General features: G+C 53.9%; 21 protein-coding genes, 1 tRNA gene, 1 pseudogene and 2 CRISPR repeat arrays. Of the genes and pseudogenes, 16 read left to right on the top strand and 7 right to left on the bottom strand.

The features are described 5' to 3' along the window. Nucleotides 1-163 precede the first annotated feature (163 nt). The 12 genes and pseudogenes from cas3 to MUN46_RS03370 all read left to right on the top strand — a co-directional run bounded on the left by cas3 (nt 164) and on the right by MUN46_RS03370 (nt 13,460). Nucleotides 164-1,924 (top strand): CRISPR-associated helicase Cas3', encoded by a 1,761-nt coding sequence (cas3, locus tag MUN46_RS03425; RefSeq protein WP_243377297.1) that lies wholly within the window; start codon nt 164-166, stop codon nt 1,922-1,924. Nucleotides 1,925-1,971: 47 nt separating this feature from the next. Further along, on the top strand, nt 1,972-3,219 hold the full coding sequence (locus tag MUN46_RS03420) for an IS256 family transposase (protein WP_285230521.1): 1,248 nt from the start codon (nt 1,972-1,974) through the stop codon (nt 3,217-3,219). Nucleotides 3,220-3,267: 48 nt separating this feature from the next. Then, nucleotides 3,268-4,179, top strand: a pseudogene (locus MUN46_RS03415) (hypothetical protein); the annotation flags it as partial. After that, nucleotides 4,169-5,623, top strand: coding sequence for a type I-E CRISPR-associated protein Cse1/CasA (gene casA, locus MUN46_RS03410; RefSeq protein WP_243377735.1), 1,455 nt, complete (start codon nt 4,169-4,171; stop codon nt 5,621-5,623). The pseudogene MUN46_RS03415 and the gene casA, both read left to right, overlap by 11 nt. A gap of 16 nt (nt 5,624-5,639) precedes the next feature. Next, nucleotides 5,640-6,176, top strand: coding sequence for a type I-E CRISPR-associated protein Cse2/CasB (casB, locus tag MUN46_RS03405; RefSeq protein WP_243377734.1), 537 nt, complete (start codon nt 5,640-5,642; stop codon nt 6,174-6,176). After that, on the top strand, nt 6,166-6,807 hold the full coding sequence (gene cas6e, locus MUN46_RS03400; RefSeq protein ID WP_243377733.1) for a type I-E CRISPR-associated protein Cas6/Cse3/CasE: 642 nt from the start codon (nt 6,166-6,168) through the stop codon (nt 6,805-6,807). The genes casB and cas6e overlap by 11 nt, the downstream gene beginning before the upstream one ends. A gap of 12 nt (nt 6,808-6,819) precedes the next feature. After that, the gene (gene cas7e, locus MUN46_RS03395) at nt 6,820-7,881 is read left to right on the top strand and encodes a type I-E CRISPR-associated protein Cas7/Cse4/CasC (RefSeq protein ID WP_243377732.1); all 1,062 of its coding nucleotides are present in this window, start codon (nt 6,820-6,822) and stop codon (nt 7,879-7,881) included. Nucleotides 7,882-7,889: 8 nt separating this feature from the next. Next, entirely contained in the window at nt 7,890-8,591 is a 702-nt protein-coding gene (gene cas5e / locus MUN46_RS03390) for a type I-E CRISPR-associated protein Cas5/CasD (protein ID WP_243377731.1), read from the top strand. 14 nt (nt 8,592-8,605) lie between these two features. Then, nucleotides 8,606-9,481: a type I-E CRISPR-associated endonuclease Cas1e gene (cas1e, locus tag MUN46_RS03385; RefSeq protein WP_243377730.1), complete on the top strand. Its 876-nt coding sequence runs from the start codon at nt 8,606-8,608 to the stop codon at nt 9,479-9,481. Nucleotides 9,482-9,488: 7 nt separating this feature from the next. Continuing rightward, nucleotides 9,489-9,743, top strand: a complete 255-nt coding sequence (cas2e, locus tag MUN46_RS03380) for a type I-E CRISPR-associated endoribonuclease Cas2e (protein WP_243377737.1) — start codon at nt 9,489-9,491, stop codon at nt 9,741-9,743. Between the two features lie 72 nt (nt 9,744-9,815). Further along, nucleotides 9,816-11,858: a CRISPR direct-repeat array (repeat unit 28 nt; unit sequence CTTTTCCCCACGTGCGTGGGGATGTTTC). Between the two features lie 199 nt (nt 11,859-12,057). Further along, nucleotides 12,058-13,335 (top strand): IS21 family transposase, encoded by a 1,278-nt coding sequence (istA, locus tag MUN46_RS03375; RefSeq protein ID WP_285230550.1) that lies wholly within the window; start codon nt 12,058-12,060, stop codon nt 13,333-13,335. After that, the gene (locus tag MUN46_RS03370; protein WP_285230549.1) at nt 13,332-13,460 is read left to right on the top strand and encodes a hypothetical protein; all 129 of its coding nucleotides are present in this window, start codon (nt 13,332-13,334) and stop codon (nt 13,458-13,460) included. Before istA ends, MUN46_RS03370 begins: the two co-directional genes overlap by 4 nt. Nucleotides 13,461-13,914: 454 nt before the next feature. On the opposite strand, the gene MUN46_RS03365 is transcribed toward MUN46_RS03370, so the two are convergent. Then, nucleotides 13,915-14,994, bottom strand: coding sequence for an IS110 family RNA-guided transposase (locus MUN46_RS03365; protein ID WP_285230548.1), 1,080 nt, complete (start codon nt 14,992-14,994; stop codon nt 13,915-13,917). 156 nt (nt 14,995-15,150) lie between these two features. On the opposite strand from MUN46_RS03365, the gene istB reads away from it, so the two are divergent. Further along, on the top strand, nt 15,151-15,843 hold the full coding sequence (gene istB, locus MUN46_RS03360; RefSeq protein WP_285230547.1) for an IS21-like element helper ATPase IstB: 693 nt from the start codon (nt 15,151-15,153) through the stop codon (nt 15,841-15,843). A 115-nt stretch (nt 15,844-15,958) separates the two neighbouring features. After that, nucleotides 15,959-17,270: direct repeats of the CRISPR family, unit length 28 nt; unit sequence CTTTTCCCCACGTGCGTGGGGATGTTTC. A gap of 217 nt (nt 17,271-17,487) precedes the next feature. Next, nucleotides 17,488-17,661: a hypothetical protein gene (locus tag MUN46_RS03355; RefSeq protein WP_243376508.1), complete on the top strand. Its 174-nt coding sequence runs from the start codon at nt 17,488-17,490 to the stop codon at nt 17,659-17,661. A 294-nt stretch (nt 17,662-17,955) separates the two neighbouring features. On the opposite strand, the gene MUN46_RS03350 is transcribed toward MUN46_RS03355, so the two are convergent. The 6 genes from MUN46_RS03350 to MUN46_RS03325 form a co-directional block, all read right to left on the bottom strand. Next, nucleotides 17,956-18,032: transfer RNA gene (locus tag MUN46_RS03350), tRNA-Met, on the bottom strand. Nucleotides 18,033-18,090: 58 nt separating this feature from the next. Next, nucleotides 18,091-18,915, bottom strand: a complete 825-nt coding sequence (gene thiD / locus MUN46_RS03345) for a bifunctional hydroxymethylpyrimidine kinase/phosphomethylpyrimidine kinase (protein WP_243376507.1) — start codon at nt 18,913-18,915, stop codon at nt 18,091-18,093. Further along, a complete protein-coding gene (locus MUN46_RS03340; protein WP_243376506.1) occupies nt 18,876-20,195 on the bottom strand; it encodes a 3-deoxy-D-manno-octulosonic acid transferase in 1,320 nt (439 codons plus the stop codon). Before MUN46_RS03340 ends, thiD begins: the two co-directional genes overlap by 40 nt. Next, nucleotides 20,192-21,148: a lipopolysaccharide heptosyltransferase I gene (waaC, locus tag MUN46_RS03335; RefSeq protein WP_243376505.1), complete on the bottom strand. Its 957-nt coding sequence runs from the start codon at nt 21,146-21,148 to the stop codon at nt 20,192-20,194. Before waaC ends, MUN46_RS03340 begins: the two co-directional genes overlap by 4 nt. Beyond that, nucleotides 21,145-22,584: a glucose-6-phosphate isomerase gene (locus MUN46_RS03330; RefSeq protein ID WP_243376504.1), complete on the bottom strand. Its 1,440-nt coding sequence runs from the start codon at nt 22,582-22,584 to the stop codon at nt 21,145-21,147. Before MUN46_RS03330 ends, waaC begins: the two co-directional genes overlap by 4 nt. A 23-nt stretch (nt 22,585-22,607) precedes the next feature. Next, nucleotides 22,608-23,993 carry a phosphomannomutase/phosphoglucomutase gene (locus tag MUN46_RS03325; protein WP_243376503.1) on the bottom strand — a complete coding sequence of 462 codons (1,386 nt, stop codon included), beginning with the start codon at nt 23,991-23,993 and terminating at the stop codon, nt 22,608-22,610. Nucleotides 23,994-24,133: 140 nt separating this feature from the next. Between MUN46_RS03325 and rfaE1 the strand changes: the two genes are divergently transcribed. Both rfaE1 and rfaD read left to right on the top strand, forming a co-directional pair. Continuing rightward, complete coding sequence (gene rfaE1, locus MUN46_RS03320; RefSeq protein WP_243376502.1) at nt 24,134-25,105, top strand: D-glycero-beta-D-manno-heptose-7-phosphate kinase; 972 nt, start codon at nt 24,134-24,136, stop codon at nt 25,103-25,105. Beyond that, on the top strand, nt 25,102-26,109 hold the full coding sequence (rfaD, locus tag MUN46_RS03315; RefSeq protein WP_243376501.1) for an ADP-glyceromanno-heptose 6-epimerase: 1,008 nt from the start codon (nt 25,102-25,104) through the stop codon (nt 26,107-26,109). The genes rfaE1 and rfaD overlap by 4 nt, the downstream gene beginning before the upstream one ends. Nucleotides 26,110-26,126: the final 17 nt, after the last annotated feature.

Here is a 26,126-nt window from a genome sequence, read left to right as displayed (position 1 = left end):
ACACCCCCACAACGGTGGGGAAACACCCAAGTCGCATACTCTGCAGGCTTATGACACGGGAACACCCCCTTGGAGATGAAGGGGAAACGCGCTAGTAATTACCCTTGTTTGATGTTATCTTGACTGCGTCGAAGTTTACAGCAACGGCTTTCAAACAAAGATCATGAAACGCACAAAACAAGCCCGCAGCTTCATGATAACCGTCGACATACCAGCTGAGGACTGCCCAGCAAAAACATGGGTTTCGGCCGGAGAAGTTCTACCCGGCAGATCTGTGAAAGATCACTGTCTAATAGTTGGCGCAATAGCGAAAGAACTCATACAGCTATTTCCGCCGCGGCTAAGGAATTTATTTCCCGACGGTGCAGATCTCATTGCGGCAACTCACGATATTGGCAAACTCAGCCCGTCTTTTTTCCTAAGAATCGCCCTTCAAACAAAGAGCCAAAGACTCGCAACCAGCGCCAACCAACTTCTCAACGAAACGGGTTTCCCAAAATCTCCGCTGGCTATTCGCGATTACGAATCTGCAGGATGGGGTGGGCACCCTGGAGTCAGCTACGCAACTGTCAAAAAAATGACTGGCCAAAAGAGGCTGGCCATTATTGTCGGGCAGCACCATGGCTATCTGCCTAAATCTCTTGAAAGCCAAAATCCTGATCAAAAAGATTTTGGCGGACCGCTATGGGAAAAAGAGAGGGAAAGGCTAGTTGAAGAGCTAGAAAATATTTTCCGGACGCAATTTCCAGAAAGTATTTCGATAAGTCAGATGCAACTGCTATCTGGCCTAACAACCGTCGCTGATTGGCTTGGATCCGGCGCTTTTTTTGACGACCCTTCGAGAAACTGGAAACCTTTGGTCTCGGCAAGTATTCAAGAGGCTGGATTTATATCCCCGATCATCACAAAAGGTTTGGCCTTCGGCGATCTTTTCAGCGACATAAATGGCACCAAATATGAGCCTACAAAAACACAAAAAGCGCTGGCAGGCATAGCCTCTTCGCCTGGTGTTTATATTCTTGAGGCTCCGATGGGGGCCGGCAAAACAGAAGCAGCTCTTTTTGCTGCCTATTTAGCTTTATCCACTGGAAGAGCCAGAGGCATTTATTTTGCTCTGCCAACTCAGCTTACTGCTACAAAAATATATGAAAGGTTCTGTTCGTTTCTAAATTTTGCCGTCCCTGGATCATCACTTCCACGACTACTGTTTGCTGGAGCTGACGCATTTTTTGAAAGTCGAAACATGGGCAGAGGAGAAACGGCTCCTGGTGGAAGCTGGTTTTCAGGAAAAAAACGAGGGCTACTAGCCCCCTTTGCTGTAGGGACCTTAGACCAAGCCCTTCTTTCAATTATGGGAGTCAAGCATAACTTTGTGCGTACTTTCGGACTGGCAGGAAAAGTTGTCATTATCGATGAAGTGCACAGCTACGATGCATATACCGGCTACCTCCTGCAAAAATTAATTGAAACCCTCGACAGCCTCTGTTGCACAGTTGTTCTTCTTTCTGCAACCTTAACTTCCAAAACTAGGACATCGCTGCTGCGAGGAGCCAAAATCGAGGCTGCGAGCTACCCTCAAATTTCCTACCGGCGGCATTCTGGGGAAACTAACCATATCAGCCTTCCTGCTCTGAAAGATAGAACCATAAAAATATCTTTTCTTAGTACGAAAAATGCGGAGCAGACAGCAATTGATGAAGTTCTTGTACGAGCCAGTGAAGGGCAACAGATCATTTGGATAGAAAACGATGTCGCTTCCAGTCAAAGGATATATATGGAGCTTGCGGCTCGTTGCGCTGAACTCCATTGTGACTGCGGCCTTTTGCATTCGCGATTCACTTTTTCCGATCGCCAGAAAATAGAAAATAAATGGGTTTCCTATTTTGACAAATCAGGCAGACGAGACAGAAATGAGAGGGTGTAAAGAATTTTGTGGGCGCTCTGAGATAATGCTTCTTGGAGAGCCTAAATATGAGACGCACACCTGATCCTTTTGACAAACTCGCGGAACAGATTCTGGAAGACCTGAAGAAGTCCGGCCGGGAAATCAAATCCTCCGGGGAAGCGGATGATTTCATGGCCCACCTGCTGGGGCGGCTGCTGACGAAAATGCTGGAGGGCGAAATGACCCATCATCTGGGTTATGAAAAGGGCCAGGCACGTCCGGGTGACAATGAGCGCAATGGCCACAGCTCCAAAACCCTGAAGTCTCCCAAGCTTGGAACCATCCATGTGGACGTACCCCGGGACCGCAAAGGCCGCTTCACACCCCGGATTGTTCCGAAGCACAAAAGGACGCTGGATGGGTTCGACGAAAAAATTTTGGCCCTTTATGCCCGAGGCCTGACGACACGGGAAATCCAGGGCTATCTTTACGACGAATATGGGATGGAAACCAGCGCCGAGTTCATCAGCGATGTGACCGACGCCATACTTCCCGAGCTTCAGAAATGGCAGGACCGTCCTCTCAGCCCTGTCTATCCGGTGATTTTCTTTGACGCCATCAGGATCAAGACAAGGGGCGAAAACGGGGTGGTCACTCCCCGGGCAGTCCATATCGCCCTGGGCGTGGATACCGATGGAAAGAAGGATGTCCTGGGTCTTTGGATGGCCGAAAATGAAAGTGCCAAATACTGGCTTAAAGTCTTTAACGAGCTGAAGAATCGAGGCGTCAACGACATTCTTATCGCCGTCACGGACGGGCTTAAAGGGATGCAGGAGGCTTTGGAGACGGCTTTTCCGAAAACGATGCTGCAGACCTGCATCGTCCATTTGATCCGCAACAGCCTCAAAATGGTCAACTACAAGGATTACAAGGCGGTTGTTGCTGCGCTGAAGCCTGTTTACCGTGCTGTCAACGCCGAGGAAGCACGTCAGGCGCTGAACGATTTTGCCCAGTCGGAACTTGGGAAAAAATATTCCTACATCGAAAAAATCTGGCTGGACGCATGGGATCGCGTGATTCCTTTCTTTGAGTTCTCACCCGCCGTCAGGCGGTTGATCTACACCACCAACGCCATTGAAAGCTTGAACCGGGACCTGCGAAAGGTTGTCAAGACAAGAGCTTCTTTCCCAAGCGAGACCGCTGCGCTGAAGCTGCTTTACCTGGCGATCCGAAAGGTGGAGAGGAGATGGGTGAGGCCATCACCTTATTGGAAAACTGCCATGCGAGAATTAACCATTGAGTTCGGAGACAGGATCGCACCTTTCTTCGATTAACCTAAAGGGGGCGCCCACAAGAATTTCCATACCCTCAGAAATGAAAAAGGAAGAGTTTTAATTGGGACGCAGATTTTAGAGCAAAGCTTAGATTTAGATGCTGATTTCATGATTTCTAGAGTTGCACCGGCCGACTTGCTGTTTCAAAGACTGGGGCGGCTGTGGAGACACAGGGACACGATTCGATCTGCGGCTGCTCGAGCAGAAATATGGATACTTTCTCCTAATCTGCAAGATGCTTTAGAAAAGCCCTATCAGGCTTTTGGCGCTTCAGCCTACGTATACAGCCCTTATATCCTCTGCCGGACAATCGAAGTGTTCAAAGATAGATCTGGACTGAACATCCCATCCGATATTCCTGTAATGATTGAATCTGCGTTGGGGGAGCGTAATGAAACCGGTTTATTTTCCGTTAGGAAAAATGAACTGGAAAATGGGGACAAATGTCACCACCGAATCGGCATCCGCGAACTCATTAATCGCGCATCGCTACAGGTAGAGAATCCCGAATTTTCCAACATTGACGATTCTGCGGCCCAAACACGCTACTCGGACATGCCAACAGTCGATGTCCTTCTGGTGAAAGAAGTAGAGCCAGTTAAACAATGTTCGTCGACCATCCTTTACACCTTAGACGGGGAAAAAATTAAATTCCCATGGAAATATGACAGCCAAACGCCAAGGGAATGGTGCAAAACTGCTTCCGAAACGCGAAACTGTACAGTAAAACTTCCGCTATCGCAGGCTCAAGAATTAAAAATTCCATCAGAAATAGCAAAAAAATTGGGGTTTGGGAACTTTATTTATCTGGCTGCTGATGACAAAGCAGGGGGCCTTTATCTGGCTCTTTGCCAAAAGACCGGGACTGTCACAACAGGATTGAAAACGTGTCTTAAGCATGATACAATTTATTCATCAAAAATCGGTTGGTACCGGTGTAAGGAAAGCAATGCGAAATAATTTTTGCCTTATTGATGACCCTTGGATACCGACTGCATACCGCGGCCTTGTATCTTTGCGTGATGTTTTCTCGGATTTGTCCCTTAAGCATCTCGCAGGCACCCCTGTCGAGAACATTGCACTGATGAAATTACTCCAAGCAATTTCACAGGCAGCTCACACGCCTGCGAATACGGAAGAGTGGCTGTTGGAAGGGAAACATTTGGACCAATTCGGAGAAAACTGCCTGAAGTATCTGAACCGGTGGAGGGACACTTTTTTTCTCTACGGGGACCGCCCCTTTCTGCAGTTTCCGTCCGTCATAAAAGCAGCCGCAAAACCCGTCGGGGTGCTAATTCCCGAAATCGCCATGGGAAATAATGCCCGACTGACACAAATTCAGGTGGATCACCCGCCCCACTCCGACGCAGAAAAGGCCCTGATATTAATCATTCAGCAAAGTATGGCGCTTGCAGGAAAACGGCCGGACAAGACTATATGCTTAACCCCTGGTTACATAAAGAAATCTGCGAAACCGGGGCCAGGAATGGATTTCATGGGGGCGTTGCACAGCTTTTGTTTCGGGACTTCTCTTCTCGAAACCATTTGGCTGAACACATTTACTTTAGAAGACATAGCACGGCTGCCTCAATTTCCTAAGGGACTCGGAGTACCCCCTTGGGAAAAAATGCCTTCTGGTGAAGATGACTCTGTAGCAAAAGATCTGAAATCTTCTTTGATGGGACGCCTAGTCCCGCTCAGTCGCTTCTGCCTTTTTGAAAAGAAGGACGAGGTTCACTTTACTGAGGGCATCAGATATCCCGGATTTAAAGAAGCAGGATTTGATCCATCAATGCTCACACTCAAGCAGCCTGATGGCATCAAGCTGCGCTGGACGAATCCAGATAGAAAACCCTGGCGTGATCTGACAGCCATCACTTCATTCCTAGACTCGCAAAGCGGGCATGACACTGACTGTCAACAGATTTCCGTCTGCTTATCAAAATTAGGGTTCAGCCGAGAAGAAATTGGCATCTGGTCTGGCGGGCTTAGAGTTACCAATTCAACAGGTGAGCAGAAGGTTTCAGCCTCCAATGACTCCGTAGAATCATCGGTCACGATAGAGCCAAATGAGGACTGGTTTAATGCATACAAGGTTGCCATGCAGGATTTCGAAGCCATGGGGAAAATTCTTTATGGCTGCACGAACGGTTATTTTAAAAAATTAGGTATACAGGATAGTTCATTTGCTGCTCGGGCCGAAAGGAATTTCTGGGAAAAATGCGATCCTCTGAAGCAGATGATTATTGATCACTGTGATGATCCCGACTTATTAAAGGAAATAAAGCAACGGGTTTCGCGTTTCCTTATGCAGTCTTATAACGAAGCCTGCCCTTCCAATACGGCGCGCCAGATCGTAGCCTGGGCTCAGTGCCGGCCTAATTTGTCACGTTTTTTTAAATGATTTTTGGAGTTGAACAATGGAAGGAAAAAAGTCTCTCCAGCAACAGTGCGAAGATACTGTCAAATACCTGATTAAACGCATTTCTGATAAAGGTATTGCTGCCGATCTCCGCCAAGCCGACAACCCTGTCACCTCTTACAAGGCGTGGCCGACCCTAATTCGTGGAGGAATTGACATCCGGCGACCTGATCGAGACGCCTATTTTGTCATTGCAGCAGCCCTAGCGCGCGGCAAAGTACAGGAAGACGGAACTCAGAATCTTGGTGAAGCTCTCAGGGCAAGCTTTGACAAAGATAGTGAAAATCAGGGGGAACCGCGACTTCGTCGACTTCTCTCGTGTGACACTGTAGACGAAGCCTGTCAGATTGTCCGCCCAATCATTCATTTAATTCAAAGCCGAGAGAAAGCGAGTCTTTCTTATAGTCGACTTCTTTGGGATTTGAAACTATTCCAGTCTGATGCATACCGTGATCGAGTAAAGGAGATCTGGGCGTATAGCTTTTACGGAGAAGATACTCGCAAAAAAGAGGAGACAAAGTCAAATGGCTCTTAAGCATTACATCAGCCTCGTTTCACTGAGTCCCGTTGACTGCGCGTGGCTGAAAGTTACGGACGCCTACAGCCTACACCGTATCGTCTGCAGTATTTTTTATCCAAACGAGCGAAATCCTGATGACCCAATTAACGGTGGAATTCTTTGGCGAGTGGTTGGATACAAGCCGCAAGTAGGGGTTCGCATCCTTCTGCTCTCTGACAGACTTCCCGAAAAGCAATTAGGACAAGTTGACACTAAAGAAATTCCCGAAGATTTCCTTAGTTATGATTTCTACCGATTTACAGTTCGAATCAATCCAACCGTAAGATCCCGAAACGCAGGGAACCCTCAAAAATCTGGAAAGATCCGACCTGTAACCTCCAACGATGACATTCGTTCCTGGTTTGTGAAAAAGAGCCCCCGTTGGGGGTTTGAAGTAGACCCGCTTCGGATTGAAATCGGCCCACGCAGAGTCGTGACTTTTCCTCATAAAAAAGATGGTCAAGTCACCATTTTCCAGGCAGACCTTTCTGGAGCTTTAAAAGTAACTGATCGAACCGCATTCTCAAGAGCTTTTTATTCTGGAATTGGTCGAGGCAAAGCTTTTGGATGCGGCCTTCTTCAAATTGTCCCGGTTTCTAATTTTTAAACGAGGTTCATTATGAATAATAAGTACGCTGGTGAAATTATCGAATTCCACATCCTTCAAAGTTTTCCTGTTACATGCCTTAATCGAGATGACGTTGGCAGCCCGAAAACTGCCATCATAGGCGGAGTTCAAAGAGCCCGCGTCAGCTCTCAGTGCTGGAAACGTCAAGTTCGAATGGCACTTCATGACCAGCAAAAGGAACTGGGCATCCACCTTGGCGTAAGGACTAAACATGTTAATGAACTGATTTCTGCTGCGTGCTGCAACCTGGGAGCAACTCAGGACAAAGCCGATAAATGCGGACAGATCATTGGGGATGCATTAACGAAGGACACTTTGCTTTTTATAAGCCCGGCAGAATGTGAAGCTTTCGCAAAGTTTGCAAAAGAACAGAATTTTGACATCAAAGAGGATAAAAACTTAATAAAAAGTTTGTCTGCAATTTCGAAAAAAATCCTCAATAAAAATTTCGATGCATTGGACATAGCTCTTTTTGGCCGCATGGTTGCACAGGCTCCAGAAATCGACGTTCAGGCTGCTGCCAGTTTCTCCCATGCGATTTCCACCCATAAATCATCACCGGAAATTGACTTCTTTACCGCGCTCGACGACCTGCCCGAAGAGGGAGAAAGAGGCGGTGCTCACATGGGCACGCTCGAATTTTCTTCCGCAACATACTATCGATATATCAGTCTGGATCTTGGACTTCTCGCGAATACCTTGGGCCTCGAAGACAACTCTAATGGTTTGATGGGGAAAGCTGTCGAGGCTTTTGTAAAAGCGCTTTTCATTGCTGTCCCCGCAGCACGGCAAAGCACCCAATCTGGAGCCTGCCCATGGGACTTTGCCAAGGTGTATATCCGCAAAGGACAAAGAATGCAGCTTTCTTTCGAGCAACCCGTTAAGTCAAAAGACGGTTTCCTTAAACCTAGCATTGAAAGCCTGAAAAACAACCTTGCAAAAAAGGAAAAAATGGCCGGTACTTTGTTTGGGAAAAAAGCCGAATTTGAATGGGGAGAAAACGCCGATTACTCGATCGACGATCTAATTTCTGACCTCCAGAAGAATTTATAAGGCGAGTTATGAAAACCTTATTCCTATGGCTAGAAGGGCCACTGCAGAGCTGGGGATATAACTCTCGATTTGATCGCCGGGAAACGTTGCCCTTTCCCACCCTTTCCGGAGTATGCGGGATCCTTTGCGCCGCGTTAGGGCTGGGAGGCCCCCAGAAGGACTTTCTAAAAAAACTTACCGTTGGAAAATGGGAGGCTTTTTCATACGGTGACGCCCACCGGCAACCCCCTCAGCTCTGCGATTTCCAAATGGTGGGGAGTGGGTATCCCTCTAATAATCCATGGCTCACTTTATTTATACCCAAAACTAGCAATGGGAAAAAGCCAACAGGAGTCACAGGATCAAAATTAACGTACCGCTATTTTCTGCAGTCGGGAGCCTTTGCTGTTTTTCTTACCTATGAGGAAGACACCTTTGTTGAAAAACTTGCCGAGGCACTTCAACAACCTACTTGGCCTTTATCTTTAGGTCGAAGAAGTTGTGTCCCATCTGAGTTGATTTTCCAAGGGATTTTTGGATCTGTAAAAGACGCAAAAGCAAAAGCAGACGAAATAGCAAAAGAAAAAGGGCGTCAGCTTCTGTTCCAAGTAATTGAAGGGGCGCACCCTGACTCTGGGGAAGTGTTCCTTCTTAAGGATGTACCGGTTTCATTCGGAATAAAAAAAATTTATCAGAGTCGGTATGTCACCTTAAACAGGGTACAGGAGTAGATCAGGAAATAGCCATGACCGCCGGCCCTAGAATTTTCGTCAAAATAACGCGAGATACTCTGCCCAAAGTTCGAGATAAATTTCCCTTTTTATATCTGGAACACGGCAGAGTAGTGGTTGATGACAGCAGCATCAAATGGATTGATAGTGACAATAATCTCGTGCGCATTCCTGTAGCCACTATCAGCTGCTTGATTCTAGGCCCTGGCACTTCCGTCACCCATGAAGCTGTGAAGGTCTGTGCAGCTTCGAACTGTATGCTGTGCTGGGCAGGAGAAGATTCTCTTTTGTTTTACGCATTCGGAGATACCCCCACAGCCGATACGAAACAATTTCGCCTCCAAATGGAACTCGCCGCCAACCCTCAAAAAAGACTTGCGGTTGCGGTGAATATGTTGAGGGAACGCTTCCCGGAGGCGGATCTTGACGGGAGAAGTCTTAGTGAACTCAGAGGGATGGAGGGAAAGAGAGTTAAAGCGCTTTATATTGCAAAGGCGATGGAATATCACGTCGGTTGGAAAGGGCGGTCTTTTGTTCCTGAAAAATTTTGTTTTTCTGATACCACTAATAAGATTTTAACTGCTTGCAATGCGGCTCTTTACGGAATTACTTCATCAGTAATTCACGCTTTAGGCTATTCGCCTCATATAGGTTTCATCCATTCAGGCTCTCCTCTTCCTTTTGTATACGACATCTCCGATCTTTACAAAGCTGATGTGTCTATCGACTTAGCCTTTTCATTGACTAAACTGCTGGGAGGTGAATATGACCGAATTAAAGTCCTCAATAATTTCAGGCAAAGAGTTATTGATATGAACCTTTTGCAGAAGATGTGCACCGATATACCTAAAGTTTTAGGAGGACGCAGTGGTTGTATTGGTAGCAAATGACCTTCCCATGAAAATAAGGGGGAGACTGAAACTGTGGTTTACAGAACCAAGAGCTAATGTGTTTGTTTCAGGAATCACAGATTATGTGGCAGACAAGGTTATTAGTTATCTTCTGCAAAATTGTCCGCCAGAGTCCGGTTTAATCATATTTAAGGATCTTTCTAAACCTCCCTTTTACAGGCTGTATACCTTAGGGATTCCTTCAAAGAAAGTGGTTGACTTTAATGGTCTGCAACTTGTTTTAGAAAAGGCCGGCACGTAATCCTTGAGCTCTTTAACAACTGGGACCACTAAATATTGATTTAATATCTTGCACTTTATACAACATTTTGAACTTTTCCCCACGTGCGTGGGGATGTTTCTTCCACTGGTAGTCGGTGACGAAGCCGCGGAAGCTTTTCCCCACGTGCGTGGGGATGTTTCCGCCGAGCGCGTCGGCGACCTTCTGGTGAGTAACTTTTCCCCACGTGCGTGGGGATGTTTCCATCTGTAGCGAAGGTGAGCGCGAGCGCGTCGGCTTTTCCCCACGTGCGTGGGGATGTTTCTATTCACCGTTAGCTCCAACGGCCATTGACAGCCTTTTCCCCACGTGCGTGGGGATGTTTCTGCATAGCTTCGTCCACCTGCCGATCTCAGCCCCTTTTCCCCACGTGCGTGGGGATGTTTCTCTCCCTGGCCTGGCGCGCAGCCTCGACGAGCACTTTTCCCCACGTGCGTGGGGATGTTTCCAAATAGATAAAAGAAAAGCCGCCCTAAGGCGGCTTTTCCCCACGTGCGTGGGGATGTTTCCCTCTGTCATTTCCTCTCCTCCATCTCCCCTGTCTTTTCCCCACGTGCGTGGGGATGTTTCCAGAAGGCTCGACCCTGAAAGGTCAGAAAAGGTCTTTTCCCCACGTGCGTGGGGATGTTTCTCAGAAGATCAGGATCGACCAGAGACTTGACTGCTTTTCCCCACGTGCGTGGGGATGTTTCCGTTACTTCACGCCGGACATTGGTTTCCACGTCCTTTTCCCCACGTGCGTGGGGATGTTTCCCGCTGGGGGATCCCCGACCTGCCCCAGGCTGCCTTTTCCCCACGTGCGTGGGGATGTTTCAAGGCAATACGGGAACTTATCGATCTCGGTTTGCTTTTCCCCACGTGCGTGGGGATGTTTCTAACGAAAAGTGGCGGGGATAAAGCCCAAGAGGCTTTTCCCCACGTGCGTGGGGATGTTTCCGCTGCGCCGACAGGTCGACACGATCCGGGAGGCTTTTCCCCACGTGCGTGGGGATGTTTCAGCAAGGGAACTGGCCCGCCCTGCGCCTGCGTACTTTTCCCCACGTGCGTGGGGATGTTTCCACGCTGGGGCCGGTGAACGAGGCGCTCGCCTGGCTTTTCCCCACGTGCGTGGGGATGTTTCTCTCACCTCTCAGCATTGCTTGAAGCCAACCGGCTTTTCCCCACGTGCGTGGGGATGTTTCTGCAGCAGTTTGATCGACCGGCAAAGAAGCACGCTTTTCCCCACGTGCGTGGGGATGTTTCCCCGAGGAAGTGGAGCGTGTCTCGATCTTCGAGCTTTTCCCCACGTGCGTGGGGATGTTTCTACATCGGCGGCTCGCGGAAGTCGATCGGCAGGCTTTTCCCCACGTGCGTGGGGATGTTTCCTTAAAGATGTTCTTGCTTCGCTTATGCAGGAACTTTTCCCCACGTGCGTGGGGATGTTTCCGAGTGGTCCGAGACCACAGCCTCTGTTTCTGGCTTTTCCCCACGTGCGTGGGGATGTTTCTCACAAGCGCCGATGGGCGGTATTTCCTTGCCGCTTTTCCCCACGTGCGTGGGGATGTTTCTGCCAATGCTCTGGCTAGCTTGGGGTTCAAGGGCTTTTCCCCACGTGCGTGGGGATGTTTCCGCCTGCTCGGTATTTGAGACGACCTGCGACGCCTTTTCCCCACGTGCGTGGGGATGTTTCCAGCAGCCAAAGTCCGATGTCAAGGACGACCCCCTTTTCCCCACGTGCGTGGGGATGTTTCCCCCTACGGGGCGGGCCACGCTTGGGTCAAAGACTTTTCCCCACGTGCGTGGGGATGTTTCAAGCGTATGGCGTATCAGGACGACGGCATGCAGCTTTTCCCCACGTGCGTGGGGATGTTTCTGTGGGCTCGCGCGAGGACGCGGGCGCCGTTGCCTTTTCCCCACGTGCGTGGGGATGTTTCCCCTGCGCAATCGTGTACACGCGCTCAGTCGCCCTTTTCCCCACGTGCGTGGGGATGTTTCCCACGGCAGTTCGTGTCCGTGGTAGTTCCAGTACTTTTCCCCACGTGCGTGGGGATGTTTCTCCAGTTCGCGCTTCACTTTTGCCACAGCAGCCGCTTTTCCCCACGTGCGTGGGGATGTTTCCGGGTACCGTGTCGATTACACGATCGAGCTTTCCTTTTCCCCACGTGCGTGGGTGTCGTGAATTGAAATAAAGTACCCACCAAATTATTCAGAACCAAGAGACCACCCCTCCCAATTTTTTTTATGAGAGGGTTCCGTTGTGGATCGCAATTCGTTAAAACATCAGAGCAGAAAGTCACATTATGAAAGGTCCGACTTCATGCTCTCAAAATCAATTCAGCAAAGCATTCTGGCTCTGCATGAGCAAGGGCAGAGCATCAGGTACATCCATCGCACGCTGCGCGTGTCCCGCAAGGCCATCAGGCGGTACATCAAGGGCGTTGTTCCACTGAAAGTCGGCCGGCGTCCCGGCCCCAGCCTTGCCTTCCTCCAGGCCCATACTGAAGATGCCCAGGCACTTTTTCTCAGGGCAGAATGCAGCGGCCCGGTGACCATCCGGCTGATCCAGGAAAAATATGGAGTGGAAGTGCGGCAGGACGTCTTCAACCGCTTCATCAGAGGCTTCCGGCATCAGGTCAAGCTTCAGAACATGCCTTCGCCCGACAGGTTTGAGCCCCAGCCAGGCGACCAGATGCAGATTGATTTTGGCGAAAAAGACGTTGAAATTGCAGGCCAGATGACGCATGTGCATGTTTTTGTCGCCATTTTGGGCTATTCGAGGCGCATTTTCGCCATGGCGTTTGAAAGAGAGACCCAGGAGGCCTGGCTGCAGGGCATAGAGCAGGCGTTTATTTATTTTCAAGGAGTTCCTAGGCAGGTGATCAGCGACAACGCAGCCTCGCTGGTGGCTTTCCACCAACGCCGGGGTGAGGTTCGCTTCACTGACCGGTACCAGTTTCTGGCAGACCAGTACGATTTCACCCCTGTCGCCACTGCCGTCCGCAAGCCCCGGTCCAAAGGCAAGGTTGAGCGCAGCGTCGGATACGTCAAGCACAATGCACTGGTGGGGGTGCGCTATAAATCTTTTGAACAGCTGAACATGAACCTGCGGGCCTGGTGCGGCCAGACGGCCGACCGGCGTGTGCTGGCCAGTTTCCAGCACACGCCCCTGGAGCGCTGGCCCGAAGAAAAGAAAGCGCTGAGGCCGCTGCCGTGCGGTCCTCAGTATTCAGCGATCTGGGTGACGAGAAAGGCAGACAAATGCGGTTTCATCCATTTGGAAAACCGCTGCTATCGACTCCCCGATGCCTGTCGGCTGCAAGAGGTCCGACTCCATGTAAGCTCACAAAACCTCGAGGTGTACTGTGGACAGAAACGGATCATCTGCCTGGATAAAACCGCAGATGCATATTCGCCTCGCCAGCAGCCGTTGTCAACCCCGAGGAACGCTGCAAAAGCCTTTGAGGAAGAAAAAAAAATCCTTCAGAAAGATCCCGTTTATCAGGCGTATCAGGCAGCTGGTGCGGGCATGCCGGGAAACTCTGCGCAATACAACCTGCTTTTTGTTGGGGCTGAACCCGAAGGAGTTCGGCCATGAGGGAAACAGACAAAGAGCTTAAGGCCTGTGCGGCCCGCTTGAAGCTGACGTTCATTCGGGACAATCTTGAAGACCTGCTCAAGAGCGCCACTGAAAACAAATACGTGGTCAGCCCAAACTGTTGAGGCGTAGTTTCCCTAACGGGGCATGCGCAAGCATGCCCCAACTTTAAAAATCTCAATTAAAAAGCTCAAATCGAAGAATCAGCATCGAGCCGCCGCACCAGCGCGCGCATGATCAAAACACTTGCGCGCGCCCATTATTGCGGCGGCGAGCACCGAATTCCATCTGCCGCCACAACCTGATTCTCATAACCATCCCTGCCGATGCACTTGTAGCGCCAGCTCTTCGTGTGATGAGGAGGCTTCACAGCAATACGTCCGCGGTCGTCATGAGGAAGGTTTTCTCTTCCTCGCCGCCTAGTGATATTCGGGTGCGGCGGGATCGCACTATAAACGTCGCAGTTTCATAAACTTAAACTATTGTATTCACCTGCGTTTTCCCGCCGCCTTGAGCCGGATCGTCACTACATCATTGGCCTTCGTGGTCCTGAGAAAATATTCTTAGCTGTTCTCCGGTTTAAGCCGCAGCCCTCGATCTGCCGGCTTTGATGGGCTGAGGTCTGTATTCCATGCCTTTCTCACAGAGTATTCTCCAGGCGATGCGGGCGAGCTTTGCCGCGATGGCGCAGACCTTGACGCCGTATTTCTTTCCGGACGCCTTGATCTTCCGGACCCATTCGCCAAGAGCTCCCTCGAGCCTGTCAGCCATGATCATCAAAGCCGAGGCCCCCTGAACTAACATGGATCTGGGGTGTTTCGGTCCTCTCTTCGTAATGTGGCCCAGGGTGTCCCTGTCTCCAGTCGAGTTCTGGCGGGGCACAAGGCCGAGAGAAGCCGCAAACTGCCGGCTGTCGCGGAAGCGGGAGGCTTCCCCGCAGTGCGTGAGGAGAGCGCCGGCGCATTTGGGGCCAATGCCCGGAATTGTCATCAGACGCTTCGAGGCCTCGTTTGCACGCACGAGTTCGTCATATTTCTGTCCGGCCTTTTTCTCCCATTCAGAGGCCTCGAGCCAGGAGTCCCGTAGCATCAGGAGGGCTTCCCCTGCCAAAGGCGTCAGATCCTTCGTATGCGTCTCTATGAACTCCGGCAGCTGTTCGGCTATGAACCGGCTTGTTTGAGGACTGCTTAAACCATATTCGAGCAGCAGGGCGTGAATTCTGTTTCCGAATTCTATGCGGGTCTTCATGTAGCCCTGATAGATGCGCTGCAGGGACTGGAGATCCTGCTGCGCCTGGGTTTTCGGGACCACATAGCTGATGCCTGGAATGTACCAGGCCCAGGCGATGTAGGCGGCGTCAAGCATGTTGTTCTTCTGATGCCCGCACCGTATGCGCTTCACATCCCCGGGGTTCAGGAGGCGTCCGTCGTGCCCCAGCGCTTTCACCTTGCGGACGAAGCAGTGGCTTCCGCCGCAGGCCTCCATCAGAACGGAGGCCCGGGGCATGTTCGCAAGCCTTTCCAGCAGCTTTTCCTTCGAAATGCGGGGCAGCTTCAGGGCTATCTTCCGATCTTTGTCAAAACCAACAACATCACACTGAGTTTTGGCAAGGTCGATGCCGATGACAACAGCGGGATTGTTTGAGAGGGTAGAATTCATGGCGGAGCGCTCCTTGGTTGGGTATACCTCAGTTATAGCCCCGGGCGGGGTTATGTTCTGAGAAGCAAGGGCGCTCTTTTTGTTTTCAGCTACGGTTTTCATGATGGACGGTCACCGCGAGTAAGGCCCCGCTGTAGGGGGCTGACCATCTCATTAATGACGGTCAGGGAGGCCCTTGCGTTTCTGTTCGGAGAGGAAATCAGGCGGCGCAATGCCAACCGTTGCTCGCTCTGGATGAGCGGCGCTCATTTTCCGGTCATTAAGGAACTGAGGGATTTTGATCTGACATTTCAGCCGTCCATCGACCCTGGCCTTTTTCGTGAAATGTGCAGCCTGGAATGGGTCGGCAACGGGGAAAATGTCGTCCTGGTCGGGCCTCCGGGAGTGGGGAAGACGCATCTGGCCATCGGTCTGGGAGTCAGCGCCGTTCGCGCCGGCATGACGGTTCGTTTCTTCAGTGCCAAGGATTTAATTGAAGTTCTTTCAAAGGCCTACAGCGAAGGCGTTTTTGAAAACAAACTCAAGGAAATCAACAAGTCCAGGCTGCTGATCATCGATGAACTCGGCTATACGCCGCTGTCGCCGGTGCAGACGCAGCTGCTGTACCACCTGGTGGCTCTGAGATACGAAAAGAAGAGCGTCATTGTGACCAGCAACCGGCCAGCCGGCCAGTGGGAGCTGTTCATGGGGGACAAAGCGGCCTCAAACGCAATCCTGGATCGGCTGCTCCATCACTGCACCGCCATCGCAATTAAAGGCGAGAGCTACAGGATCCACGAAGGCAGGATGCGGAAATTTAAGAAAACTAAAGCAAAGGAGGTGGGGGCAGAAAACACTCAAACCAGCTGATCATCGTACGTCGGGGTGGTCCCCAAGTTTTCACTTTTTTGGGGGGTGCTTAGTTTTCAATATTGACACGTGGGGATGTTTCTACTTGTCCGCCAGAGATATGGCGGCCCGACAGCTTTTCCCCACGTGCGTGGGGATGTTTCTCTGGCAGCCACTGATGGTTCTCTTTTGACGGACTTTTCCCCACGTGCGTGGGGATGTTTCCCCCGAGGACGTCGACAGCGACGAGGAAGATCACTTTTCCCCACGTGCGTGGGGATGTTTCTGTACGACCGTGAACTGCACAACCGTAAATTGCACTTTTCCCCACGTGCGTGGGGATGTTTCCGCATGGGTAGGCAGGAACGAGAAAGGCAGAGGCTTTTCCCCACGTGCGTGGGGATGTTTCCTGGCTGATGCGCTGGCGGCCCGAGACAAAGCCCTTTTCCCCACGTGCGTGGGGATGTTTCCTCGTCAGCCTCGTGGACGCAGTACGCGCACAGCTTTTCCCCACGTGCGTGGGGATGTTTCCCTCCATTCTGTCGGTTGAGTCCAGGAAAGAAGCTTTTCCCCACGTGCGTGGGGATGTTTCTGGCATAGGTCTGCGACCGTAAATGACAGCGCTCTTTTCCCCACGTGCGTGGGGATGTTTCCCATGAGCTCGGATTCATTCACGAGTTTGGAAGCTTTTCCCCACGTGCGTGGGGATGTTTCTTTGTCGGCTCGGCCGATGACCGCCGCCAGGCGCTTTTCCCCACGTGCGTGGGGATGTTTCTGGACGACAGCACCGGCCAGGTGCCGGCGCCCCCTTTTCCCCACGTGCGTGGGGATGTTTCCAAAAGAGAACACTTTGACAAGCGCCGATACTCCTTTTCCCCACGTGCGTGGGGATGTTTCCGCCCTGCTCCAGGCTCTTGTTCACGCAGGAGACTTTTCCCCACGTGCGTGGGGATGTTTCAACTATGGAAGAGCCTTGGGAATCTGTGGGCCGCTTTTCCTCACGTGCGTGGGGATGTTTCTATTTGAGTAATCTGCGACGACCATCTTGGATCCTTTTCCCCACGTGCGTGGGGATGTTTCTTTGAAGCGCGCCCGCTAGGTCTGCTTTTAGCTCTTTTCCCCACGTGCGTGGGGATGTTTCCAGCTTGTCAGCGTTCTTCTCATTCGAGAGCGGCTTTTCCCCACGTGCGTGGGGATGTTTCTTTGAAGCGCGCCCGCTAGGTCTGCTTTTAGCTCTTTTCCCCACGTGCGTGGGGATGTTTCCCCGGCTGACATCCGATCGGTCACGCCGTTCCTGCTTTTCCCCACATGCGTGGGGATGTTTCCACAGAGTAAACAGACTGCTCGTTTACTCTCGTACTTTTCCCCACGTGCGTGGGGATGTTTCCTAAATGGTGGAATCATCGTTCATTCAGAAAACCTTTTCCCCACGTGCGTGGGGATGTTTCTCACTACACCGTAGTAGTAGAAGCTCCTCGAATACTTGTCACTGTGCAAAATGAGTTACCCGCCAGGCTCTCCGTCGAGTACATGCTGATGAGCGATGCGATTTAGGGCCGTGGAGGACCGCGTGGTCTATAAAGAGCGCAATCAAGTCGAATATGCCTTCAATACACTCGAATCCAGGCTTTCCTGCAACCGGATCAGAGTCCATTCAACTTAGACATGGAAGGCAAACCCTTTCTGCAGATGCTGGCGACTGCCATCAGCGAAATGGTGTGCGCGCGCGTCAGGTTCTACAACCGCGTCAGAGGCAGCGGCGTCCCATTCAGGCTGCTCTTCGACAACGATTACGAGCTTCTGGCTAAGTTCAATAACATTTATAGAAACGAATCCTAGGGTAACAAGATATTTGGTGAAATTGTTGGAAAGATAAAAGAACTTTCCAAAATCATGAATTTGCCTGCCCTGTCAAACGTACGAAGGATTACCCCTCTGGGGATGGTTCTTATTTAACGGAACACAGGGTATACCAAAAAGTATACCCATCCACAGAGCCTCCGCAAGCAACGTCAGGGAACATCAAGGAAGTCGGAGCAATTTATAAATTTCAATAAAATCAAATAGTTATAAACAAGAGGGCAAACAAAAAGCGCCAAGCTGTTGAATCGCTTGACGCTTTTTTGAGGCATTTGGTGGCGAGTCAGGGACTCGAACCCCGGACACAAGGATTATGATTCCTCTGCTCTAACCAGCTGAGCTAACCCGCCAAAGAGGAGATTATTTTGCGCCGAAAATTATAAAAAGTCAAGTGCTGTTCTTTTCCTCTCAGCGGGAACTCCAAAAATGATCGACCGGCCCGTATCCTTCACCAACGCTAAGGTTCCCGGAATGGGCGATCGCCTCGCGCAGGTAATCGTGCGCCTTCCTGGCTGCCGACCACGGGCTGTCCGACTGCGGGAGAAGCGCCGCTAGGGCGGAAGACAGCGCGCAGCCTGTTCCGTGTGTGTTTTTCGTGCAGATGCGCCCGCCCTCGAAACGCCTCATTTCAACGCCGTCGAAAACAACGTCGGTGACCTGCGATCCGTTCAGATGTCCGCCCTTGAGATAAACAAGAGCTTTCCTTCCGCAAAGCTCCCAAAGCCGCCCTGCCATCTCGGGCATATCTTTCGCTTCCGGGTTTGCCTGCTCCCCGAGCAGCACCATCGCTTCTGGCAGATTCGGGGTCACCACGCTGCACAAAGGAAGCATTTCTGTTCTGAGGGCTTGGACAGCCGACTTGCTTAGGAGGCATGCCCCGCTTTTTGCCACCATGACAGGATCGAGAACAATATGGTGCGGCGAGAATTTTTGCAGCTCCTGCGCCACCGCCAGGATCGTTTCAGTACGGCTCAGCATTCCGATCTTGACAGCATCGATGGCGACGTCGCTGAAAAGCGTCTCCATCTGCAGCCGGATGAAGTCCGGCGGAACATCCTGAATGCCGCTCACCTCGCGCGTGTTCTGAGCGGTCAGCGCAGTCACCACGCCGCAGGCATAGGCCCCGAGGGCGCTGATTGTTTTGATATCCGCAAGCAGCCCGGCGCCACCTGAAGGATCAACGCCCGCGAGGCTCAGTACGTTTGGAATTCTCCGAGAGGCTCTTTTTTCCATAATTTGTCCAGATAACCCATAGTGACCCGGGTTGCGCCGACATATCTCGAGGCGAATTTGAGCGAGTTTGCGGAAAGATCCGCTAGAAGCTGCGGCTGGTCAAGCCAGGAAAGAGCCTCTGCAAACGCCTCACCACAGTTTTTCACCTGACAGGCCGCATGCATCGCCAGAGCGTTCGAGGCAGCCTCGGAAAAATTGAACACGCTGGGCCCCAGAATGACCGGCACGGACTGAGCGCAGGGCTCAATCAGGTTCTGGCAGCCGAAGTCAAGGAAACTGCCACCCATGATCGCCTCGTCAGCGAGCCCGCAGTAAAAAGACATCTCCCCCATCGAATCTCCCAGCAGGACTTCGGTGTCCGCTCCGAGATCCTCCGGTGAATGCAGCGCGCTGCGCGCCTGAACGCGGATTCCCGAGAGCTCAAGGAGTTTTTTCACCGCCGAAAACCTCTGGGGGTGCCGCGGCACGAGAATCAGAAGCGCCCGGTGCTTTCTGAAGGCCTCCCTGTAACGGGGATAGGCCTCTAGGAAAGCGGCCTCCTCCCCCTCTCTGGTGCTTGCAAGCATCACGCCAGGCCTCCTTATAGCGGCCTTCCAGCGCTTCGCCTTCTCCACCTGCGCGGGATCAGGCCGGATATCGAACTTCAGGCTTCCCGCCACTGCGATCCGCTCGGCCCCCAGGCGCTGCAGATTAGCCGCATCCTGCTCAGACTGGGCGAGAATGACGGAAAACCGCCTGACCGCCTCGCCCATCAGCCGCGGCACGCGCAGAGCCTGCCTGAGACTCTTCATGGATTCCCGGGCATTAACGAGAGCCATCGGCACGCCCCAGCGCTGCGCCTCCGCGAGCATGTTGGGCCAGATCTCGGTTTCCATCACAATGCCGAGCGAAGGCTCCGTCTCACGGAAAAAGGCCGACATCGCCTCGGGCGTGTCATAAGGCAGGTAGCACTGGCAGATGCGGTCGGGAGCAGTGTTCACAATCCTGTGGCCGGCTTCACGCCCTGTAGGAGTCATATGCGTGAGGAGGATGTCGCACTCAGGCCACTGTTTCAAAATGGAGGCGACAAGGGGTCGCGCGGCATTGGTCTCGCCCACGCTCACGGCATGAATCCAGACCCTGGGGCAGCCTCTGGGAGCCGGATACTGAGACAAACCGAACCTTTCTCCCCAGTAGTTTCGGTATGCCGGCTGTCTGCGGCTTCTGAACAGGAGGTAGCCCATCGCGGCGGGCACCGCAAGCCGTGTGAGAACCCTGTAGCCGTTCAACCCGATATTCACCGAAGAAACTCCTCACAATACCGAATGATTTCATCGGGCTGAGGCATCTGCCCCGGCCCGCCTGCATTGACGTACAGCCCGTCGCCGACAATCGGAACCTTCTCGAGCGAAGTCTGGACGAAAATGCCGATCGTCGGACGACCGAGCGCCGCGCCCAGATGCGACAGCCCCGTATCCACGCCGACCACGATGGCCGCGCCCCGCAGGACAACGGCCAGGTCCGCGAGGGCCAGTCGCGGGGCCACAAGGCTGCCGGGTATTCCGGCCGAAAGGCGCTTCACACGCAGGCGCTCTTCCTCATTGCCCCAGAACAGGACGCACTTCAGCCCCCGTCCGGACAGATAGGAGCCCACCTGCAGCCAGTGCCGCTCAGGCCAGAGTTTTCTGCTCTGGCTTGTGTTGACTGCAAGAGCGGCATACGGAGCTTCAATTTGGAACGAAGATTCGCTCGCGGTCCTCAGCCCGAACCTCGGCCTGCCTTCTGGCTTGTAGCCGAGAGCGGCTCCCGCCAGCGCGCGGTACCGGTTGACTGCTCCGACGGTTTCCGGGATGGAAAAACGAAGCTGAGGACTGTAGGCCAGCGCCGCGGGCTTCTCTCTCACCGTCTGAAAGGAGAACCCCGCCGCCGGAGCCCCGGCCCAGTGCGCGACAATCCCCGTGCGGATGAGCCCCTGCAGGTCGATGACGAGGTCATAGGCACCTTCTCGCACCTGCTGACGGACCGCCGCGATTTCCGCCCAAGTCCTGCGTTCCAGCAGATGCTTCTGCCAGCGCCTGAAAGCAGTCACCACAATTCTGTTCACCCGGGGCGAGAGCACCGGGATGTCCCGAAAGCTTTCCTCGACCACCCAGTCTATCTGGGCTTCGGGAAAATGCTCCGCAATATCCTGGGCAACCGGCAGCGCATGCACCACGTCGCCCATTGATGAGGATTTAATGACAAGCAGCTTCATTTGGCGAGCCTGGAAGGACGGCGGCTGAGGATCCCCTCAGCCTCCAGTGAAAGCTTCTTTCCATACTCGACTCCGGGCTGATCAAAAGGATTGATGCCGAAAAGCGTGCCCAGCATGGTCGTCTTATGTTCATACATAGCCATCAGGGCCCCAAGTCTCCGGGGAGAAAGCTCGTCGATCGCGATTGTCGTCACCCCGTTGAAGTATGGGCTCAGAGGATCGCGTGTCACCAGTGCCTCGGCCTGAGCGCGGGCATTAGCCGTGAGGACGCGGTGCTGCTCCATGTGTTTGTGGCCCGGCTTTTCACACCAGATCATGTCCACGCTTGTACGGCCGGTGCCCTCGCGCAGCCACTGGTAGAAGGAATGCTGGGACTCGTCGCCGTGTCCGCCCCAGACGCCTTGCCCGGTATAGCCGACAATGGGCGTGCCGTCGGCCGCCCGGGTCTTGCCGAGGCTTTCCATCTCCAGCTGCTGCTCCCAGGCCACGAACACCCGGAGCCGCTCGTCGTAAGGCAGAACGCACTGCAGCATAATGCCGAGCCGGGTGGCGTTCCAGTATGAAATGAGGCATATGAGTGCCGAGAGGTTCCGCTCTAGCGGCGTGCGCGCCACATGGCAGTCCATCTCGTAGGCTCCGGCCAGAAATTCATTGAAAACTTCGGGCCCCAGGGCTATGACGTCCGCGAGCCCGACGGAGCCCCAAACGGAAAACCGGCCGCCCACCCAGTCCCACATGGGGAAAAGGTTCTCCTCAGGCAGCCCGAGAATCGAGGGCGCCTGCTCGTTTGCCGAGGCGATGACAACATGGCGGGCGCGGTCTGCCCCAGCAATCCCCGCCCCTGCGAGCCATTTGTCGAGTTCGGCCGCATTGACGAGAGTTTCACGCGTGCGGAAGCTCTTGCTCGAAACAATGATGAGCGTCCTGAAAGGATCGAGGGGACCGACAATGCGGTCAAACGTAATGCCATCGGCGCCGGGCAGAAAATGAACCCGAATGGGAGGATTCACTGCGCGGAACGCGTGGTAGAGCGCCTTGGGCCCCACCTCAGAGCCCCCGATGCCCACGTTGATGATGTCCGTGAACGTATCGCCCCTGCAGCCGGTTATCTTTCCGCTGCGGATTCCCCGCGCGAACGCGTACATTTTTTCACGGGCCTTCTGCACTTCGGCGAAGTGAGGCGCGGACGGATCCGGCGAACGCAGCGACGTGTGCAGCGCCGCCCGGTGCTCAGTCGTATTCACCTCTTTGCCCTGCATCATGGCGAGGTGCGACTCCATCAGCCGGCGGTCCTTGGCAAAGGCGATCAGCCTCTGGAGATCCTCCTGGGTGAGCCTCTGGCGCCCGATATCGAGCCTCAGTCCGCAGGCCTCAAAAGCGACCACTCCCTCGCTGTCGCGAAGGAAAGGCAGAATGGTCATTGATACAGCCGTCATGGCAGTGTCCACCCGTTCAAGGTTTAGAAAGGAAGCTTGATGTCCGGCGAAATGCGCCTGAGGGCTTCCCCGAAGACCTTCTTGATCCGGTCGAGAGCCTGGACCGTGTCGCCCTCGAGTCTCACGACAACCACCGGAGTCGTATTGGAGGCACGGGCGAGCGCAAATCCGTCCTTCCATTCCACCCGCAGACCGTCAATCCGAATCTCATCAACGGCATCAGGAAAATGGAGCTCCTCCTGGATCCTCTGGACGAATTTCTTATTCTCGCCTTCGGCCATCGGGATCTGAAGCTCCGGGGTGTTCTGCGCCGTCGGCAGGGCGTGCAGCACAGCGGAAGGATTGCTGCTGCGCGACAGGATCTCGAGCAGCCTCGCACCGGCGTAAAGTCCGTCGTCGAACCCCGGCCATCTCCCGTCGTTGAAGAACAGGTGCCCGCTCATCTCCCCCGCGAGAGGAGCGTTCGTCTCGTGCAGGCGAGCCTTGACGAAGGAGTGTCCCGTTCGGCTGATGACCGGCCTGCCGCCATGCTCCCGGATCCAGTCGACAAGCCTGCGGGTGCACTTCACGTCGTAGATGATCTGGCTGCCTGGATGCTTTTTCAGGATATCTTCGGAAAAAAGCATCATCTGACGGTCGGGGTATATGATCTCCCCGTCCTTGGTCACGACTCCGAGGCGGTCGCCGTCCCCGTCGAAGGCGAGCCCCACTTCCGCATCCGAATTCCGAAGCCCTGCGATCAGATCCTGAAGATTGGCTGGCTTGGACGGATCAGGGTGGTGATGAGGAAAGTGTCCGTCAATTTCGGTGAAAAGCCCCGTGACGCTGCAGCCGATCTTCCTGTAGAGCTTCATCGCAAGAGGCCCGGTCACGCCGTTGCCGGTATCCAGCATGACCTTCATGGGACGGCTGAGCGAGATGTCTCCCGCAATCTTTTCGAAGTACGGGGTCTCCGCGTCCCTTCGCTCCACACGGCCCTTCCCGCAGCCGCGGCGCCAGTCCTCCAGCTCAACCCTCCGGCGGATGTCCTGGATCATCGGTCCGAAAAGCGTCCTGCCGCCCATCATCATCTTGAGGCCGTTGTCACGGCTGGGATTGTGGCTGCCGGTCACCGCGACGCCCGAACCCGTCTTGAAATAGTGAGTGGCGAAATACAGCACAGGAGTGGGCTCCATGCCGATGTCGTACACATCGGTGCCCGCGCCAGCGATGCCGCGGATCAGGGCTTCGGAAAGCTCCGGGCTCGAAAGTCTGCCGTCGCGCCCCACGCAAAGGGCGGGCACGCCCTGTTCAAAAGCCAGGGTCCCCAGCACGAGGCCCACCTGCTCCACGACCTCTGCAGTGAGGTTATCGCCCGCAACGCCGCGGATGTCATACGCCTTGAAAAGGCTCGGATCCAGTTTCTTCATGATTCAAACGCTATAAGACCATTCTCCGGAGTAGCTAAGTTTAACGCCTGAGGCCGGCGCCCACAGTGCCCCCGCAGGCCCGCTTTCCTTCGCCAGCCAAAGGGAAGAGGCGCTTCGCCCGGCGCGGACTTGCCACTACAATGGCACTGTCGCGTTTTAAAGAAAAGGAGAGCCCTGTGGCCGAGCCTGTCAGATTTCGGAAAATTCTGGTTGTCGGAGACGCCATGCTGGACCAGTACTGGTTCGGCGACGCCTCGAGAATTTCACCGGAAGCGCCGGTTCCTGTCGTCCGGATAGCGCGCAAGGAAGAGCGTCTTGGGGGCGCGGCCAACGTTGCCCGGAACATCGCTGCCCTGGGCGGAGAAGCATCGCTGCTCACGGTCGTGGGCCGCGACGAGGCGGGCGAACATCTCGCGAAGCTGCTCGAAGCGGCCCGCGTGCGCCCGCTGCTGCATTTCGACCCCAGGCTCGAGACGACGGTGAAGCTGCGCATCATCGCAAGGCAGCAGCAGATGCTGCGGGTAGATTTTGAGAACCTGCCGCACGAGGAGATCCTTCTGGCCCATCTCGGGACATACGAGCGCGAGCTGCCAGGCCACGCGGCTGTTCTCCTTTCCGACTACGGCAAGGGCGGACTCTCCCACATCAAGCGCATGATCGAGCTCGCCCGGGCGATGGGCAAGCCCGTGCTCGTCGACCCTAAGGGCTCCGACTACAGCCGCTATGAAGGCGCTTCCATCATTACGCCGAACCGGGCGGAGCTCGCGCAGGTGGTGGGTGCCTGGAATTCGGAAGACGAACTCACCGACAAGGCCCAGGGTCTTCGTACAAAGCTCGGCCTGAAGGCGCTGCTGCTCACACGAAGCGAGGAAGGCATGACGCTCTTTACGGAGCGGGGGCGCTTTTCCGTCCCGGCTCAGGCACGCGAGGTCTACGACGTCTCCGGCGCCGGCGATACGGTCATCGCCGTGCTCGCCTCCTTGATGGCGGCCGGCGTTCCGCTTGAAAAATCAGTGCAGGTCGCCAACAGGGCGGGCGGGATCGTGGTGGGCAAACTGGGCACCGCAACCGTTTCTTTTCAAGAACTGTTTCCCAAAGGAGTCATTGAATGATCATCGTCACAGGAGCCGCCGGCTTCATTGGCTGCAACAACACCATCGCCCTCAACAAAAAGGGCTTCACGGACATCCTGGCCGTCGACAACCTGACCCGTGCCGACAAATTCCTGAACCTCTCGGAGTGCCAGATCTCCGATTACATGGACAAGCACGACTTCATTGACCTCGTGAAGGCTGGAAAGATGCCTCGCCCGGAGGCCGTATTCCACCAGGGGGCCTGTTCCGACACGATGGCATCCGACGGCCGCTACGTGATGGACAACAACTACCGCTACACTCTGGAGCTCTACCACTGGTGCCAGAGGGAGCGGGTGCCGTTCATCTACGCTTCTTCGGCCGCCACCTACGGAGCACACACCACTTTCGTAGAGGATCCGCGCAACGAGGGGCCGCTTAATTGCTACGGCTACTCCAAGTACCTCTTCGACCAGGTGCTCCGCCGCGATATCGCCGCGGGCCGCATCACCGCCCCGGTGACCGGCATGCGCTACTTCAACGTCTACGGGCCGCACGAGCAGCACAAAGGCAAGATGGCCTCGGTCGCCTTCCACCAGTACTTCCAGTTCCGCCGCGATGGTTTTGTGAAGCTCTTCGAAGGCTGCCTCGGGTACGGCAACGGTGAGCAGATGCGCGACTTCGTCTACGTGGGCGACGTGGTGGCCACGATCATGGGATTCTTCGAAAAGCCCGCGACCGGGATCTTCAACGTGGGAACCGGGCGGGCCCAGCCCTTCAACGACATTTCTCTCACCGTCGTGAACACACTGCTGCAGGCCGAAGGCAAAATCAGCGCTCCCCTCTCGCTCGAAGAGGCAGTCGGGAAGGGCTATATCCGCTACATCGCATTTCCAGAGGCGCTCAAGGGCAAGTATCAGGCCTACACGCAGGCTGACCAGACCAAGCTCCGGGCTGCGGGCTGCACCACGCGCTTCAAGTCCGTACAGGAAGGCACTGCGCTTTACATGCAGGACCTTTTGAAGCGCTATCCGAACCCATAAGGGCCTGCGGAGCATTC

Origin of the sequence: Mesosutterella faecium (assembly GCF_022809315.2) — a bacterium.
Lineage (GTDB): Bacteria > Pseudomonadota > Gammaproteobacteria > Burkholderiales > Burkholderiaceae_F > Mesosutterella > Mesosutterella faecium.
The sequence above is the reverse complement of the archived record's forward strand: the minus strand, read 5'-3'. Positions and strand labels throughout refer to the sequence as shown.